Genomic DNA, 15,451 nt, shown 5'->3' with positions numbered 1-15,451 from the left:
TATGGAACAAAACGACATCGCAGTAGGCTTAGATATTGGAACTACTAAGATCGTAGCCATGATTGGCCGTAAAAATGATTACGGGAAAATGGAGATCATTGGCATTGGAAAGGCAAAGAGCCTTGGGGTACACCGTGGGGTGGTAAATAATATTACACAAACAATCCAGTCTATCCAGCAGGCGATACAGGAGGCTGAAGCAGATAGTGGAATGAAAATAAAAGATGTGGTGGTAGGTATTGCCGGCCAGCACATACGCAGTTTACAACATAGTGATTATATCACGCGTCCTAATCCCGATGAGGTGATCGATGCCAGTGATATTGAGACCCTTTGCAACCAGGTGCATAAGCTGGTAATGCTTCCGGGTGAGGAGATCATCCACGTGTTGCCGCAGGAATTTAAGGTTGACGGGCAGGCAGAGATCAAAGAACCCATAGGAATGTACGGGGGAAGGCTGGAAGCGAATTTCCACGTGGTAGTAGGACAGGTTTCCTCCATTAGAAATGTGGGAAGATGTGTGAAAAGTGCAGGATTGGAATTATCGGCTGTTACTTTGGAACCTTTGGCTTCTGCAAATGCAGTTTTAAGCCAGGAAGAAAAAGAGGCCGGAGTTGCCCTGGTAGATATTGGAGGCGGAACAACAGACCTCGCCATCTTCAAAGACGGAATTATTCGTCACACTGCCGTAATTCCTTTTGGTGGCGGGGTGATCACCGAAGATATCAAGGAAGGCTGTTCGATCATTGAAAAGCAGGCAGAATTACTGAAAGTGAAATTTGGATCGGCATGGCCGGGAGAGAATAAGGATAACGAAATCGTTTCCATACCCGGACTTCGTGGAAGAGAACCCAAAGAGATCACTTTAAAGAACCTTTCCAAGATCATCCACGCGAGAGTTGTGGAGATCATTGATCAGGTTTACCTGGAGATCAAGAACTACGGCCATGAAGAGCAAAAGAAAAAGCTGATCGCGGGGATCGTACTAACAGGAGGGGGTGCACAGTTGAAGCACATCAAGCAGTTAGTTGAGTATATCACCGGGATGGATACCAGGATTGGTTATCCAAACGAACATTTAGCCGGTGACAGCGATTCAGAAACTACCAGCCCGGTTTATGCTACGGCAGTAGGATTGGTGTTGAACAGTCTGGAGATCAACCTTAAATCTCCGGCAAAAGAAGAAGAGGCAGCAGCTACCGAAGAAATTCGGCAGGAAAGTGAAACGCCAGCCGCTACACCTTCCGAAGAAGAATATCAGCGTGAGGAGCAAACGACTATCAGTCAGCCGCGCAAGACAATATTTGAGAAATGGTTTGAAAAGTTCAAGGATTTTTTAGACAACGCCGAGTAGAAAAATCGGCGAAGAAATAACTATGAAAAAGAAAGATAAAAGAAGTACAAAACCAGTAAAACAGAATTTATGAGCAGCACAGAATTCGGAAACATCACATTCGATCTCCCCAAGAATCAATCGAACGTTATAAAAGTTATTGGTGTAGGTGGAGGAGGAAGTAACGCGATCAACCACATGTTCCAGCAAGGGATCAAGGGGGTTGATTTCGTGATTTGTAACACAGATGCACAAGCCCTTGAAAACAGCCCCGTTCCAAACAAAATTCAGTTGGGAGTTAGAGAAACTGAAGGTCTGGGAGCCGGCGCCGATCCTGAAGTCGGTCGCAAAGCAGCAGAGGAAAGTTTTGACGAGATAAGAGCACTTTTAGACACCAATACCAAAATGGTATTTATCACTGCCGGAATGGGTGGGGGTACAGGTACAGGAGCTGCGCCAATCATCGCCAAACAGGCAAAAGATATGGGGATACTTACGGTGGGGATCGTAACTATTCCATTTCAGTTTGAAGGAAAAACAAGATGTGAACAGGCCCAACACGGAGTAGAAAATCTTCGGAAGCAGGTGGATTCACTTATTGTGATCAATAATAATAAACTTAGAGAGGTTTACGGAAACCTTGGCTTTAAAGCCGGATTTTCCAAGGCAGACGAAGTTCTTGCTACAGCTTCCAGAGGAATTGCCGAAGTAATTACTCATCACTATACCCAAAACATTGACTTACGTGATGCTAAGACCGTTCTTAGCAATAGTGGTACAGCTATTATGGGATCTGCACAGGCTTCCGGTGGAAACCGTGCTCAGGATGCCATTATTAAAGCTCTTGATTCTCCACTTCTTAACGATAATAAGATCACCGGTGCCAAAAATGTGTTGCTGCTTATCATTTCCGGTTCCGAAGAGATCACTATTGATGAGATTGGGGAAATTTCAGATCATATCCAGGCAGAAGCCGGCCACAGCGCCAACATCATAATGGGTGTAGGTGAAGACGAAAGCCTTGATGACGCCATTTCTGTAACCATAATTGCTACGGGTTTTGACGTGGAGCAACAAAATGAGATCGTAAATACCGAAGCCAAAAAGATCATCCACACCCTGGAGGATGAGCAAAAAGCCGAACACGAACTTTCTCCAAAGAAAACATCTTCGGTTTTTGACGGTCCTGCCCCTGCACAGGAAAATAAAATTGTCCACACCCTGTCTTTAGAGGAGGAAGAGGAGATCGAAGAAGAGCCGGAGAGTAACTATCCTTCGGAAGCTGTAAAAAATATGGATGTTGTTTATGAGGAGGTGAAGCCTGCTAAAGAACCTGACTTCATTATTACAGATAGTACTAAAGAAATAGAGGTAAGAGAGCCTGAAGTTGTAAATCCTGAACCCAGGGAACAACAGTTCATGTTCACTTTTGATATGCCCAGGAATGCACCTTCTTCAGAAAGAGAGGAGCCAAAAAGAGAACAGCCACAGCCAAAGCATGAAGAAAACGCGCAGGCTCAGAGAGAAGAAAAGATCGTGCACAGGCTCACCGAAGAAATGGATGAACCGGTAAAGAAAACAGAACTTAGTCCTCAAAACAGGAATACTCATAACGGGGTTACACGATACTCGTTAGATGATTATATGCAGGTAGAAGAAATGCTGAAAAATTCCAAGCCTGTTGCAAAGCAAAAGCCGGAATTTGAACCGGAACTTAAGAAACCGGCTCCGGCACCTGCACCTGCACCGGCACCAGCACCAGCTCCGGCGCCTGTTGCCAAAACTGCTCCTAAACCTGAAGAAGTTAAACCTTCACATGACGAGGAGATGGATCCTTTCAATGTACCCATCAGTGAGAGTCTCATAAAAAGATCTGCTGAACGAAAGGCGAAAATGAAAGAATTCAATTATAAATTCAGAAATCATCCTTCTAAGGTTGATGAATATGAGAGACAACCGGCCTATAAAAGACAGGGCATAGATTTGGATAGTTCACGCCCTGGAGAAGGAAAATTGTCCCGTACTACTTTAGGTACAGGGGATGATGATGAAATAAGATTCAGGACTAATAATTCTTTTTTACACGATAATGTAGATTAGGCCCTCCGGCCCCTCAATTTTTAACCCGAAGCCAGCCCCCCGGTTTCGGGTTTTTTTATTTAAAAATTCTGGGTTCTAAATTTCAATCTATGAAGAGCTAAAAAAGGTAATCTTGAAGAGGCGAATCTATTGATGAAAGATATTCAGCACAATTTGGAATTAATAGACAGTCATGGAAAGCGGGCCGATGCCATTTTGAAAGGAATGTTGCATCATAGTCGCGCCAGTACAGGTAAAAAAGAGCCGGTAGATCCAATAAACTTATAGAAGATTCCCTTAGACTGGCTTATCACGGTTTTAAAAACAAACACAAGGGGTTTGATGTTGAGATTGTCACGACCTATGAAAAGGATTTGGGAAAGATAAATGCTGTTCCTCAGGATTTGGGGCGGGTTCTCATAAATTTGTTCACGCATGCTTTTTATGCTGTACTTGCCCGGCGAGCGAGTGCTGCGGTTAACGAGGAGAATTATCGACCTGTTGTTTCTGTTCAAACGAAAGAGTTGGAAACACAAGCAGAAGTTAGGGTTTCAGATAACGGCACCGGAATTCCAAAAGATATAAGGCACAAGATCTTTCAGCCTTTCTTTAGTACGAAACCTTCTGGTGAAGGAACCGGCCTGGGCCTGTCACTATCATTTGATATTGTGAAGACGCATGGAGGAGAAATTAATTTTGATACTGAAGAAGGAAGAGGTTCGAGCTTTGGTATTTTGCTCCCATTGATAAGGGAACCTGAAGAAAAGGAAGTTGTTTCTAAAAGGTCTGAAAAGAACTAAAATTTCACCTCAGTTTTGTGGTGCTTCGTTTTCCTGCCTATCTTCGCAGTGATCAAAATTTCATACAGATGAGTTTACAAGATAAGGTAATGGCCGAAATGAAGGATGCTATGCGCGCGAAAGACAGTAATAAACTGGAAGCTTTAAGAGCCGTAAAAAGTGCGATCCTTCTTGCACAAACAGATGCTTCAGGACGAGACGGTCTCAGCGAGGACGAGGAGCTAAAATTGTTGCAACGGCTGGTAAAACAACGTAAGGAAAGTGCTGCAATATACAAGGAGCAGGGGAGAGAAGACCTGGCACAGCCTGAGCTCGACCAGGCGGCAGTCATTGAAGGCTTTCTTCCGGAGCAAATGAGCGAAGAGGAAATCGAAGCTGAAGTAGAAAAGATCATCACCCAAACCGGTGCCAGCGGGATGCAGGATATGGGAAAAGTTATGGGAGTGGCTTCCAAAGAACTGGCGGGGAGAGCAGACGGTAAAACTATTTCGACAATAGTGCGAAAAAAGCTGGCTTAAGAATAGTGAATCGCTATAATCGTCTTAAAGACGGGTTAAAATATTATTTCTGAGGCTTAAATTGTTATAAAATTTATTCATAGGGCTTTTAACGGTTGTATATTCGTGGATTGTTTTGAAAAGAACCTTTGTTTTAAAGGGATTCAATTAATTAAAAATGAATAATATGAAAAGATCAATAATGATTTTAGCCGTTTCCTCAATGATATTTTCAACAGCAATTTCCTGTAAGAATGCTGAAGAAAATAATTCCGAGACCATTGAAATGACCGGGGAAGCTACCATGAATGAAATGGATGACAGCATGAGCGAGGTGGACACTACCATGAGCAGTGACAAGGAATTGGAAGATACAGATCTTGTGGAATCCGGAACTTATACAGGAACCGCACTGGTAGTAGATGCTGAACAGAATGAAGTTTATGTTCAATTGAATGATACCACAACTATTGAACTTTACTTCTCAAATGAGACCCAAATTATGCGTGACGGGCAAACTGTAGCTTTTGATGCGCTTCAAAAAGGTCAAAAAATTGAAGTAGAAGTAGAAAGAAGTGGAGAATCCCTGAAGCCGCTAAAGGTTTCCATCATGGGGAACTCGTAAAAATGAAATAGTAAAATAAAAAATCCGCAGTGAGAGCTGCGGATTTTTTTTGTTCCTGCCGGAAAATTTACACGGGATTGATTTTAAAATCTATACCTGTAGGAAACATTCAGTAAGAATTGTGTTCCGGTATTCTCACCAGTGATCTCCTCCTGGAGTATCCCTGCACCTGCCTGGAACAGGTGATAAGTTGCTAAAGAGAAATTCACCCCTGCCTGTCCAAAATAGGTTTTGAGGCCCGGTTGTTCCAATTTCCGAGTAATTAGAAAACGTTCGTCGGGGGAAATCCCACTGCCGCCTTTCAGAAACAAGTAGTTCTTATCCTGTTGGTTGATGTCAGTAAATAAAGGCACTGAAAAATAAAATAGTCGCCCGGTATTTTCAGAGAAATTGGTTATCGGGGTTAAAACTTTTTATGTAAATTGCGCCTTCTTAAAAGGCCCCGTGGCGCAACTGAATAGCGCATCAGATTTCGGCTCTGAGGGTTGGGGGTTTGAATCCCTCCGGGGTCACTTAAAGCAGAAAGTCCGCAGCGAAAGCTGCGGACTTTTTTGTTTCCCGAAAAGGTTGAGCTTGCTCGTACCTTTGAAGGGAAATAAAAAACCGATCCGGCGATAGCCGGGGCGGACTTTCTATTTTCAGGCGGGAGCTCAAGGGAAAGGGCGCAGCCAATTCTTATGGAACCGCTTTGACAGTAAAGCAGGTTAAGAGTGAATAATTGATTTTGCAAATCAAATTAATACTTATCCTGATCTTTAAGCAGCTTTTTAAGGTTCTTATTATGTCCATATAGAACCATAATGTCGTTCTTGTACATAACAGTTTTTGCTGAAGCCACACCCTGCACGTTCGAAACATCTTTGTTTGTGCCCAATTCATTTTTTTCCCGGGTGATCTTTATTGTTGTGAGAACAATGATGTCATACTTTCTTTTGAGCCCAATCTCTTCAAGAGTCTTCCCGTCAAAGGCATCAGGCACTTCTGTTTCTATGATACTGTAATCCCTGTTTACTTCAAAGGAATCTACAACTCCCTGAAGATTTAGTTTTTTAGACCATCTTTCGGCGGTTTCCTCTTCGGGATGTATGATCTCATCCACGCCCATTGCTTCCAGGACCATCTCCTGTAAAGGAGAAACAGCCCGGCTTATAAGCCTTTTTACATGCAGCTGCTTCATTAGCGCAGTTGCCATGATATTCGCTCCTTTGTCTTCTCCAATTCCCACAATAACAATATCTGTGTCTTTAAGTGGCAAACTTGAAACCGCGGTAATATCTGTAGAATCAAGATTTACAGCGTGAGTGATCTTGTCTTTTATCGCTTCGACCTTGCTCATGTTGACATCTACTCCAATAACTTCATTGCCCATTTTTGTAAGTTTTTCGGCAAGAGAGGCACCAAAATTTCCCAGTCCTATGATGATGTATTTCATATTCTAATTCATTAGTATTTCTTCCTGTGGATATCTGTAACTCAGGTATTTCACCCTTCTCAGGAGGGCAATTAAAATAGTAAGCATACTTACTCTCCCAATAAACATTGTAGCTATAATCACCACTTTTGATGCCGAACTTAACTCCGGGGTTATGCCAATACTAAGTCCCACTGTACTATAGGCGGAAAAACACTCGAAAGCAATACTTAAAAGCGTTTTTTCTTCATCAAAAGAAGCGATCAGGAAGATCGAGGTCCCTATCACCATTAGTGATAGGGAAATGATGGCAAAAGCTCTTCTTATAGAAAGATCTGAAATTTCCCTGCGGAATACTTCAACCCGGTTTTTCCCTCTGCCCAGGCTCAAAAAGTTAAGCGTAGTCAGGGCAAATGTGCTGGTTTTAATACCACCCCCTGTAGATCCGGGGGAAGCTCCAATCCACATAAGTATAAATACGATCATAATAGTGGGAAAGTTAAGTGCGCTGGTATCTACAGAATTAAATCCCGCAGTTCTGGGAGTAGCGGCACCAAATAAGGATACCACAAGTTTTCCGAATCCGGTATGTTCCGCTAGCGTGTTGTCATACTCAAAGAAGTAAAATAATACCGTTCCTACTACGAGTAATATTGATGTAGTAGCCAAAACAATTCTTGTGTTGAGACTAATGACCCAAGGGGTGTAGACTGAATTGGCCGGATGTTTCCACTTGGCATATTGGTTCCTGAAGTAGTAGGTGAAATATTTATAAACATTAAATAGAATAGGAAAACCTATTCCTCCAAGAATAAAAAGGGAGACGATGATCAACTGAAGCGGATAATTAAACCGGAATTCAGGTTCGTACAAGCTATTCTCGAGAGTAGAAAATCCTGCGTTGCAGAATCCCGAAATGCTATGAAAGATGGAGAAGAATACCTGATTGAAAAAACCGCGGACTATTCCCGGTTCCAGACTTATAAAGATGAATAAGGCTCCAACTAATTCTATGGCAAAGGTAAGAAGAACAATCTTTTTTAAGACACTAAAAACTTCTCCTATCTTTTCAGAATTGGTCATATCCTTTAGCATGATCTGATGCTCATAAGAACTTTTGCCCCTGAAGAAATAAGAGAAATAGCTGGCAAAAGTCATGATCCCCAAACCTCCCATTTGTATTAAAATAAGGATGATGGTTTGTCCAAGGTTAGTGAAATAGGTTCCTGTGTCGACTACAATAAGGCCGGTCACGCAAACTGCACTGGTTGCAGTAAAAAGTGCATTTAATGCCGAGATCCCTTCATGAGTGGCACGCGGAAGCATAAGGAGAAGTGTTCCTACTAAGATCATTCCCAGAAAACTTGCAATGAACAACTGTGCCGGATTTAGTAACTCCCTGTTGAAATTTATACGCCTAGCCGAAAATTCCCTTATAAAATAGATGAGCAATGCAAGATAAAGCCACCCCATATTGTTGAAGAAGCTTAAAAAGGGAAAAGTTTCCAGCAGGAGATCCAGTTTTATTAAGACCAGCAGGAGATTAAGGATGAAAATAGTACCGTCAAAGAAGCGAACCTTAACAGGGAATTTTTCTTTCGATATTGTATATCTCACCAGGATCGTAGTACTACCAATGAGTAAGGCTATTAAATAGAAGTCGGTAAGATAGAGTTCAGTTTCAGATCTGTGAGTAAAGCCGATGTCAAAGATGATCAGGCAAACTGCAAAAAGACTTAACCAAAAGGAGAATTTCTGTAGGCTGGCAAGCCTTTGTTCGATTTTCTCCCATTTTTGATGTTTAGGGAAGTTCAATGGTCAAATTATAAATTACCGGTTCTGTAGAAATGATCCATTAGCAGGACCAAAAGAAAAAGGAGAACAAGCATAATAATCACCGGCCATTTAAGGTGGCGAAAGGAATTTGAACCCGTTGGTGTTTTACTCTTTTTCTTTTCCATCTATAAAAGAACAAAGTTAGGCTGGAAAGTATAAGGAGAGTGTAAGGATTAGAAGCAGGCCATAAAGATTTTATAAAGATTATAAAAATCTGTAGCCAACCCCGCTTTCGGTTATGAAGTGCTCCGGATGGTTAGGGTCTTTTTCCAGCTTTTTTCGAAGCTGCGCGATAAAAACCCGTAAATACTGTGTCTCAGTCTGGGCACCAAGGCCCCAAATGCTTTTGAGTAAATACTGGTGTGTAAGTACTTTTCCCTGGTTTTTTGCAAGAAGCACTAAAAGATTATATTCCGTAGAAGTTAGTTTTACGATCTCCTTCTCCCTAAGTACGGTTCGGGAAGTGAGGTCCACTTCAAGATCCCCGGAAGTTATGACCTGCTGCACCTCCACATGTTGCGTAAGCCGAATGGAAGAGCGTATTCTGGCTAATAGTTCCCCCGTTCGAAAGGGTTTGGTTAAATAATCTGTAGCGCCACTGTCAAGTGCATTGATAATATCCTCTTCAGAATCAATAACGGAAAGGATTATGATAGGTTTTTCATACCACGTACGAAGCTCGTGCAATACTTCATGTCCACTTTTATCGGGTAGACCGAGGTCCAATATGATCAATTCAGGAGAATGATTGGCGGCGAGATTAATACCTTCAATGCCGTTGGAGGCAAGCACCACTTTATATTCGTGACTTTCCAGAATGATCTTTAACAGCTTTCTGATCTGTGGTTCATCGTCAACAACAAGGATTTCCTGTTTATTCATCATCTTTGGTCGTTAAAGTAGCCATTTCGGCAGGAATTTCAATAATAAACTTCGCTCCTCCTGTAGTAAGATTTTCCAAAGTGATAGTTCCGTTATGTGCTCTTACAAATCCTTGTGCTATAGAAAGGCCTAAGCCCGTTCCTCCGGTAGCCGTGTGAGGCAGCCTATAGAATTTTTCAAAGACCCGCTCCAGTTTATCTTCCGGAAACCCGGGGCCGGTGTCAGATATTTCTACTTTAAATCCTTTCTGCACTCGCATTAGATTTATTGTAATGGTAGTTCCGGCAGGGGAGTATTCAATGGCATTATGTATTATATTATGAAATACCTGCTCCATAAGAACACCATCTATTTTAAACAGAGGGATCTCTTCTGAAGAATTAAAAAAAAATAGGATGTGATTCTTTCCGGTTTCGCTCAATGACCCCATGAATTATTTCCTTAAGATCATACCAGTCAAGCTGAAGTTTAAAAAATTCTGATTCGAGCCTGCTCATGCTCAAAAGGTTGTTGACCTGCCGGTGAAGCCTGTTGCCGGCCAAATCAATTTCATGATAAAGGTCGGATTTGTTGACTTCAGAAATTTTATCAGAATTTGTCTTTAGGGTGTCAATTGCCCCAATAATTGTGGAAATTGGGGTTTTAAGTTCATGGGAAAGTGAATTAAGAAGAGTGTTGTATAAGTGAAGTGTTTTTTCCCGTGCCTTCCGTTGCCTGGCTACAGCTTCGACCTTGCGGAGCCTGGAGGTAAAAACTGCATTCATAACAGCTATAACAAAATACATAAGGAAGAGCAAAGCGTCCTGAGGGGTGGTGATATTAAATGTTGCTCGCGGCTGAATAAAAAGAAAATTCCAGATAAAGGCACTTGCTATTGCAGCTATAACAATTGGCAAAGTCTCCAGGAACATGGCCAGGATAGACACCACCAGAAGCAAAATGAGGGCGACAACATGATAACCAATGATGTCAATAAACAGGTAGCAAATGAGCGAAAAGAACAAAATAGACCCCAGCCCAATAATATATTGCAGGGGTTGACTATGTTCAATCTTTTTTAAAAGCTCCACCGGCTAATTTTCTCCAAAGATAAACATGCCGGTGATTTTTAGGAAAGATTAATGAAGGAGTTGACTAAAAGTATGCCAGATTATCTTACTATAAAACCAAGTAATACTAAGAAAATAAAAAGCGCAGCTACCAGTAGATTGTCTGACCAGGCTTCAATGATCGATACCTTGTCTTTGTCATTTTCAGATTTTTTTGAAGTGCTCATCTTTTGAATTTTTAAGGTTCGAATCCGTTTTCTAAATATTTTCTAAACAGAAGGAGCATCTAATATAAAAATTTTTAGAATTCTTACAAATTAGTTGTTGTTAAATCTCTGAACTTGAGAAATTTTGTTCTCGAATTCTGACCAATAAATTTAACATTTAAAACGGGATGCTCTGTTAAATCCAGGTCATGAGCTACAGGAAAGCATAGAGCACCCGGCTTTTGTTTCTGCCCATTGAGGACGTTTTTTGACCAATTCTTCAAATCCTTGTCCTGCATACGGAGCCTGCATCGCCTTTTGAAGTTTTTCGAACAAGCTGTTGTCCCCCTTTTCCAGCCCTTCTATGGCCTCATGCAGGAGGTAATTTCTAAGGATTATTCGTGGATTGTTCCTGTTCATAAGGTTGCGTGAAGCTTCGGGGGATGTGTTATTGGTTTTTCGCCTTTTTGCATAATCAGTGATCAGTTTTGTGAAAAGGTCCTCTTCAACGGGTTTCAAATCATGGTAGAAAGAAGGGGCGAAATGCTGAAGAATATTTTCAGGAGTAATTTCTGAAGGAAGGTCTGCCAGTAACCTGTAGAAGATCGTCATGTCCGGCTGGATTCCCGAAAGCGCTTTTTCAAAATCAGAAATAAGTTCCTTTTCCTCTTTTCCAACCTGGTCCAATCCTAACTTTCTGCCCATCATTCCGTAGTAATGATCCCAGAAATGTTTTTCATAGGTGCTCAAAACCTCTTCCAGACCTTCGGTTTCTTCAAAGAGCAAAGAAATGGCGTTTGCGAGTCTGCCCAGGTTCCAGTAACCTATAGAAGGTTGGTTCCCGAAGGCATAGCGGCGCCCGGGAAGGTCAGTGGTGTTGGGGGTAAAATTGTGATCATAATTATCAAGAAAAGAATACGGCCCGTAATCTATGGTGAGGCCAAGAATTGACATGTTGTCTGTATTCATAACTCCATGAACAAAACCAACCCGCTGCCACTCGCTCATCAAAAAAGCGGTTTTTTCGACTACTTCTGCAAACCATTTAAGGATTCGGTTCTCTTCCGTCAAATGCGGAAAATATCGGTCAATGGTCCAGTTAATTAACTGTTCCAATTGCACCCTGTCCTGCTGGGCAGCCAGGAGTTCAAAGTTTCCGAAGCGCAGAAATGAAGGTGCTACACGGGTAACGATCGCGCCCGGTTCAAAGGCAGGATTACCATTGTAGAACATGTCCCTGAGTATTTGGTCACCTGTTGCAACAAGGGCAAGAGCACGGGTTGTGGGAATGCCCAGGTGATGCATAGCCTCACTCATCAAATACTCTCTAACAGAGGATCTTAAAACTGCCCGCCCGTCGGCATGACGGGAATATGCTGTAGGACCGGCTCCTTTTAACTGAAGTTCAAAAATGCCCTTTTTAGAACTCCATTCTCCCAGATTGATCGCACGGCCGTCACCTAACTGTCCTGCCCAATTCCCAAATTGATGCCCAGCATAGCAGGAAGCATAAGGCCTCATACTTTTTGTAACGCGATTTCCCGCAAGGATCTCAAGATCTTCAGGGGAAGGATAGGTTATTTCCAGTTCTTCAGCGAGATTCTTGGACCATGACAGCAATTGAGGTGCAGAAACAGGAGTGGGTTGAGCCTTACTGTAAAGTTTTCCGGGAGTTTGTCGTGGAGTGCGATCGCCACTATCATCTCCTTCAAAGGCTTCAGTAAAGGCATTGCCAAATTCCTTCTTGTGTAGTGCAGTCATAGCAGATCTTTTATTTTCAAGTTACAAAACTTTAGAAGCATTTCCACGGAAGAGGTTTCCCCAAAAATTACTTACAACTTCTTCTTTTTCAGCCGGAGTACGTCAGAAATTTCTTTAGAAAATTAACAACTGCTTAGCCAATAGGAGTAAAATAAGTTAAACCTAAATTAAAGTACATCTATGGCAGGAAGAACTGAATTATTTTTAGAAAAAAATTGAAAAGGACAAAGTTATGGTATCATACCAAAGCAGAAACCAAATACAGGATCATTTACTGAATTTAATACCACATCAAATTGAGGAATGCAAAAAATGCGATGAATTACCTGCGTCCCTTGCAGAGTTTATAAAACATAATTATCAGGCAAAATTTGTTTGCTACGATAAGGCCAGTGGATGCATTGAAGTGGGTGTTGAAAAACAGGAATTCACTAATTCCTATCCCGAGATTAAAGTGCATAGGATCCCTCTGGAGAAAGCAGTTTCGCAGCTTAAAAAGACCTTTAGAAATTCAGACCTTGACCTCAAGTTTTATGGTAGATTACTTGCCGGCCAGGGTTCTACAACCCGAATTGAGGATGTAGTACTGGTATAATAAGACCATCTGTTTAAATATATAGCCTTCTGAAGTTTTTCGGAAGGCTTTTTTTGTTCAAGGTTTTATCTTTGCCCAAATAACTTCAGAAGAAATCCATGACAACGACTGCATTCATTCTTGCCCGCACCACCCTTTCGGAAAAAAGTGTTCAAAACACCCTGCAACTGCTGGCAGAAGATGCAACCATTCCTTTTATTTCGCGCTACAGGAAGGAAATGACAGGCAATCTTGATGAGGTGCAGATCGCAGATATCCTCAAGTTTAAAACCGAATTTGAAGAACTTGAGAAGCGTAAAAAAGCAGTCTTGAAAGCTATTGCTGAACAGGAAGCTTTAACACCTGAACTGGAAGCAAAAATTACAGGTGCTAAAGATCTTGTTCAACTGGAGGACCTTTACCTTCCATTCAAAAAGAAGCGAAAGACAAAGGCCGATATCGCGCGCGAACTGGGATTGGAACCCCTTGCGAAAATGCTGATGGCTCAAAACTCGCCAAACATTAAAACTGCTGCGGAAAGATTTGTAGCTAAGCAGGTTACTTCTGCTCAAGAAGCCCTTAGCGGGGCTAAAGATATTGCTGCAGAATGGATCAATGAAAATCAGGCAGTAAGAACCCGGCTGCGGAAGCTGTTTCAGCAAAAGGCAATGATCTCCTCCAAGGTGGTGAAAAAGAAGGCTGAAGAGGAGGAGGCGCAGAAATATCAAAATTATTTTGAATGGGAGGAGAAACTGAAGTTTATTCCTTCCCACCGGCTGTTGGCCATTCTTCGCGCAGAAAAAGAAGGCTTTGTGAGGGTGAAAATTGAGGTGGAGCAGGAAGAGGTGGTAAGGATCGTGAATGGATTCGTTCTGAAGCCTCAACGCAATTCCAGTACTCCATACTTAGAAGAAGCTGTTGAAGATGCCTTAAAAAGGCTGCTTTTACCTGCTCTCTCCAATGAAGCAGTGGCGGCAGCCAAAGAAAAAGCCGATGAGGATGCTATTAAGGTCTTTGCCGATAATCTTCGCCAGTTGCTGCTTGCACCGCCATTAGGCTCCAAAAGAATTCTGGCACTTGATCCCGGCTTTAAATCTGGTTGCAAATTAGTTTGCTTGGATGAGAAAGGAGAGCTGCAGCACAATGAGACCATCTATCCGCATCCGCCGCAAAAAGAGATAGCTATGGCTTCAAAAAAGGTGAAATCCCTGGTCAATGCCTATAATATCGAAGCTATCGCCATAGGAAACGGGACTGCCTCCAGAGAAACGGAATTCTTCATTAAAAACATACGTTTTGACAGGGATGTACAGGTGTTTGTTGTAAATGAAGCAGGGGCTTCGGTGTATTCGGCTTCCAAAATAGCACGGGCAGAATTTCCCACTTTTGACGTCACAGTACGGGGTGCGGTTTCTATTGGCCGCCGCCTTGCAGATCCCTTGGCCGAATTGGTGAAGATCGATCCAAAAGCGATTGGAGTAGGTCAATATCAACATGATGTGGATCAAACAAAGCTAAAGAATGAACTGGATCGTGTGGTGGAGAGCTGTGTTAATTCAATAGGAGTGAACCTTAACACCGCAAGTGCCCCGCTGTTGAGCTATGTCTCCGGAATTGGACCTGCTTTAGCTGAAAATATAATAGCTTATCGAAGCGAAAACGGGGAATTCTCCTCCCGGCCGGAGCTGCTGAAGGTTTCGCGGTTGGGAGCCAAGGCTTTTGAACAAGCCGCAGGATTCCTCAGGATCCCTGCTTCTGAAAATCCGCTGGACAATTCTGCCGTCCATCCCGAAAGTTACTCCCTGGTTGAAAAAATGGCAGGTGATCTTAAGGTGCCGCTGAAGGAACTCGTGGGCAACAAAGAGCTCATTTCCAAAATTACTCCTGAAAATTACATTTCTGACGCTGTAGGATTACCAACAATTAATGATATTCTTAGGGAACTTGAAAAACCGGGAGTAGATCCCCGGAAGTCAGCCAAAGTTTTTGAGTTTGATCCCAATGTAAAAACTATTAAGGATCTCCAGCCCGGGATGAAGCTGCCGGGAATCGTCAATAACATCACCAATTTTGGTTGTTTTGTGGATATCGGCATCAAAGAAAGTGGACTCTTACATATCTCAAAATTGAAAAATGAATTCGTGAGTGATGTAAATTCGGTCGTAAAATTACATCAGCACGTACAGGTAACCGTGATGGAGGTGGATGAGGCCAGGAAGAGGATACAATTGTCGATGATTGATTGAAGTTAGATTTTTGAAGGACGAAGGTAGAAGTGGGGGTCTGGGGACAGCGATCAGTGATCAGGAATAGATAATTATTTTAAATTTTGCGTAATTTTCTTTCAAGCCATGTACCTGAGAACTGCTCTCTCAATAAGGCATTAGGGAACTGGAAA

General features: G+C 42.3%; 16 protein-coding genes and 1 tRNA gene. 9 read left to right on the top strand and 8 right to left on the bottom strand.

The window, feature by feature from the left end; all coding sequences use genetic code 11:
* Window position 1 precedes the first annotated feature (1 nt).
* The 6 genes from ftsA (at window position 2) to CRO16_RS01250 (ending at window position 5,334) form a co-directional block, all read left to right on the top strand.
* Window positions 2-1,354: a cell division protein FtsA gene (gene ftsA / locus CRO16_RS01270; RefSeq protein WP_097054539.1), complete on the top strand. Its 1,353-nt coding sequence runs from the start codon at window positions 2-4 to the stop codon at window positions 1,352-1,354.
* Between the two features lie 69 nt (window positions 1,355-1,423).
* On the top strand, window positions 1,424-3,433 hold the full coding sequence (gene ftsZ, locus CRO16_RS01265) for a cell division protein FtsZ (protein WP_097054538.1): 2,010 nt from the start codon (window positions 1,424-1,426) through the stop codon (window positions 3,431-3,433).
* Window positions 3,434-3,565: 132 nt separating this feature from the next.
* On the top strand, window positions 3,566-3,700 hold the full coding sequence (locus CRO16_RS16385; protein ID WP_262507402.1) for a hypothetical protein: 135 nt from the start codon (window positions 3,566-3,568) through the stop codon (window positions 3,698-3,700).
* 86 nt (window positions 3,701-3,786) lie between these two features.
* Window positions 3,787-4,212: a sensor histidine kinase gene (locus tag CRO16_RS01260; RefSeq protein WP_179670468.1), complete on the top strand. Its 426-nt coding sequence runs from the start codon at window positions 3,787-3,789 to the stop codon at window positions 4,210-4,212.
* A gap of 68 nt (window positions 4,213-4,280) precedes the next feature.
* Window positions 4,281-4,730 (top strand): GatB/YqeY domain-containing protein, encoded by a 450-nt coding sequence (locus tag CRO16_RS01255; RefSeq protein WP_097055730.1) that lies wholly within the window; start codon window positions 4,281-4,283, stop codon window positions 4,728-4,730.
* Window positions 4,731-4,896: 166 nt separating this feature from the next.
* A complete protein-coding gene (locus tag CRO16_RS01250) occupies window positions 4,897-5,334 on the top strand; it encodes a hypothetical protein (RefSeq protein ID WP_143544386.1) in 438 nt (145 codons plus the stop codon).
* An 83-nt stretch (window positions 5,335-5,417) separates the two neighbouring features.
* Here CRO16_RS01250 and CRO16_RS01245 read toward each other — a convergent pair whose 3' ends face one another.
* A complete protein-coding gene (locus CRO16_RS01245) occupies window positions 5,418-5,687 on the bottom strand; it encodes a hypothetical protein (RefSeq protein ID WP_097054535.1) in 270 nt (89 codons plus the stop codon).
* An 85-nt stretch (window positions 5,688-5,772) separates the two neighbouring features.
* Here CRO16_RS01245 and CRO16_RS01240 point away from each other — a divergent pair.
* Window positions 5,773-5,846: transfer RNA gene (locus CRO16_RS01240), tRNA-Arg, on the top strand.
* A 224-nt stretch (window positions 5,847-6,070) separates the two neighbouring features.
* On the opposite strand, the gene CRO16_RS01235 is transcribed toward CRO16_RS01240, so the two are convergent.
* The 7 genes from CRO16_RS01235 to CRO16_RS01215 all read right to left on the bottom strand — a co-directional run bounded on the left by CRO16_RS01235 (window position 6,071) and on the right by CRO16_RS01215 (window position 12,479).
* Window positions 6,071-6,766, bottom strand: coding sequence for a potassium channel family protein (locus tag CRO16_RS01235; protein WP_097054534.1), 696 nt, complete (start codon window positions 6,764-6,766; stop codon window positions 6,071-6,073).
* A gap of 3 nt (window positions 6,767-6,769) precedes the next feature.
* Window positions 6,770-8,560, bottom strand: a complete 1,791-nt coding sequence (locus CRO16_RS01230; RefSeq protein WP_097054533.1) for a TrkH family potassium uptake protein — start codon at window positions 8,558-8,560, stop codon at window positions 6,770-6,772.
* 225 nt (window positions 8,561-8,785) lie between these two features.
* Window positions 8,786-9,466, bottom strand: coding sequence for a response regulator transcription factor (locus CRO16_RS01225; protein WP_317042507.1), 681 nt, complete (start codon window positions 9,464-9,466; stop codon window positions 8,786-8,788).
* Window positions 9,456-9,800: a sensor histidine kinase gene (locus CRO16_RS16280; RefSeq protein ID WP_245858843.1), complete on the bottom strand. Its 345-nt coding sequence runs from the start codon at window positions 9,798-9,800 to the stop codon at window positions 9,456-9,458. The genes CRO16_RS01225 and CRO16_RS16280 overlap by 11 nt, the downstream gene beginning before the upstream one ends.
* A gap of 43 nt (window positions 9,801-9,843) precedes the next feature.
* On the bottom strand, window positions 9,844-10,533 hold the full coding sequence (locus tag CRO16_RS16275; RefSeq protein WP_245858841.1) for a sensor histidine kinase: 690 nt from the start codon (window positions 10,531-10,533) through the stop codon (window positions 9,844-9,846).
* Between the two features lie 80 nt (window positions 10,534-10,613).
* Entirely contained in the window at window positions 10,614-10,739 is a 126-nt protein-coding gene (locus tag CRO16_RS16380) for a hypothetical protein (RefSeq protein ID WP_262507400.1), read from the bottom strand.
* A 186-nt stretch (window positions 10,740-10,925) separates the two neighbouring features.
* The gene (locus CRO16_RS01215) at window positions 10,926-12,479 is read right to left on the bottom strand and encodes a protein adenylyltransferase SelO (protein ID WP_097054531.1); all 1,554 of its coding nucleotides are present in this window, start codon (window positions 12,477-12,479) and stop codon (window positions 10,926-10,928) included.
* A gap of 232 nt (window positions 12,480-12,711) precedes the next feature.
* Between CRO16_RS01215 and CRO16_RS01210 the strand changes: the two genes are divergently transcribed.
* Both CRO16_RS01210 and CRO16_RS01205 read left to right on the top strand, forming a co-directional pair.
* Complete coding sequence (locus CRO16_RS01210; protein ID WP_097054530.1) at window positions 12,712-13,074, top strand: hypothetical protein; 363 nt, start codon at window positions 12,712-12,714, stop codon at window positions 13,072-13,074.
* Window positions 13,075-13,172: 98 nt separating this feature from the next.
* Window positions 13,173-15,299, top strand: a complete 2,127-nt coding sequence (locus tag CRO16_RS01205; RefSeq protein ID WP_097054529.1) for a Tex family protein — start codon at window positions 13,173-13,175, stop codon at window positions 15,297-15,299.
* Window positions 15,300-15,451 lie beyond the last annotated feature (152 nt).

This window comes from Salinimicrobium sediminis, assembly GCF_900215295.1.
GTDB classification, from domain to species: Bacteria; Bacteroidota; Bacteroidia; order Flavobacteriales; family Flavobacteriaceae; genus Salinimicrobium; species Salinimicrobium sediminis.
The sequence above is the reverse complement of the archived record's forward strand: the minus strand, read 5'-3'. Positions and strand labels throughout refer to the sequence as shown.

Bases quoted from the DNA above. Each gene is read 5' to 3' on its own strand.
- ftsZ (WP_097054538.1), top strand. From the start codon at position 1,424: ATGAGCAGCACAGAATTCGGAAACATCACATTCGATCTCCCCAAGAAT.
- CRO16_RS01225 (WP_317042507.1), bottom strand. From the start codon at position 9,466: ATGATGAATAAACAGGAAATCCTTGTTGTTGACGATGAACCACAGATC.
- CRO16_RS16280 (WP_245858843.1), bottom strand. From the start codon at position 9,800: ATGGAGCAGGTATTTCATAATATAATACATAATGCCATTGAATACTCC.
- CRO16_RS01210 (WP_097054530.1), top strand. From the start codon at position 12,712: ATGGTATCATACCAAAGCAGAAACCAAATACAGGATCATTTACTGAAT.
- CRO16_RS01215 (WP_097054531.1), bottom strand. From the start codon at position 12,479: ATGACTGCACTACACAAGAAGGAATTTGGCAATGCCTTTACTGAAGCC.
- ftsA (WP_097054539.1), top strand. From the start codon at position 2: ATGGAACAAAACGACATCGCAGTAGGCTTAGATATTGGAACTACTAAG.
- CRO16_RS16385 (WP_262507402.1), top strand. From the start codon at position 3,566: ATGAAAGATATTCAGCACAATTTGGAATTAATAGACAGTCATGGAAAG.
- CRO16_RS01235 (WP_097054534.1), bottom strand. From the start codon at position 6,766: ATGAAATACATCATCATAGGACTGGGAAATTTTGGTGCCTCTCTTGCC.
- CRO16_RS01255 (WP_097055730.1), top strand. From the start codon at position 4,281: ATGAGTTTACAAGATAAGGTAATGGCCGAAATGAAGGATGCTATGCGC.
- CRO16_RS01250 (WP_143544386.1), top strand. From the start codon at position 4,897: ATGAAAAGATCAATAATGATTTTAGCCGTTTCCTCAATGATATTTTCA.
- CRO16_RS16380 (WP_262507400.1), bottom strand. From the start codon at position 10,739: ATGAGCACTTCAAAAAAATCTGAAAATGACAAAGACAAGGTATCGATC.
- CRO16_RS01205 (WP_097054529.1), top strand. From the start codon at position 13,173: ATGACAACGACTGCATTCATTCTTGCCCGCACCACCCTTTCGGAAAAA.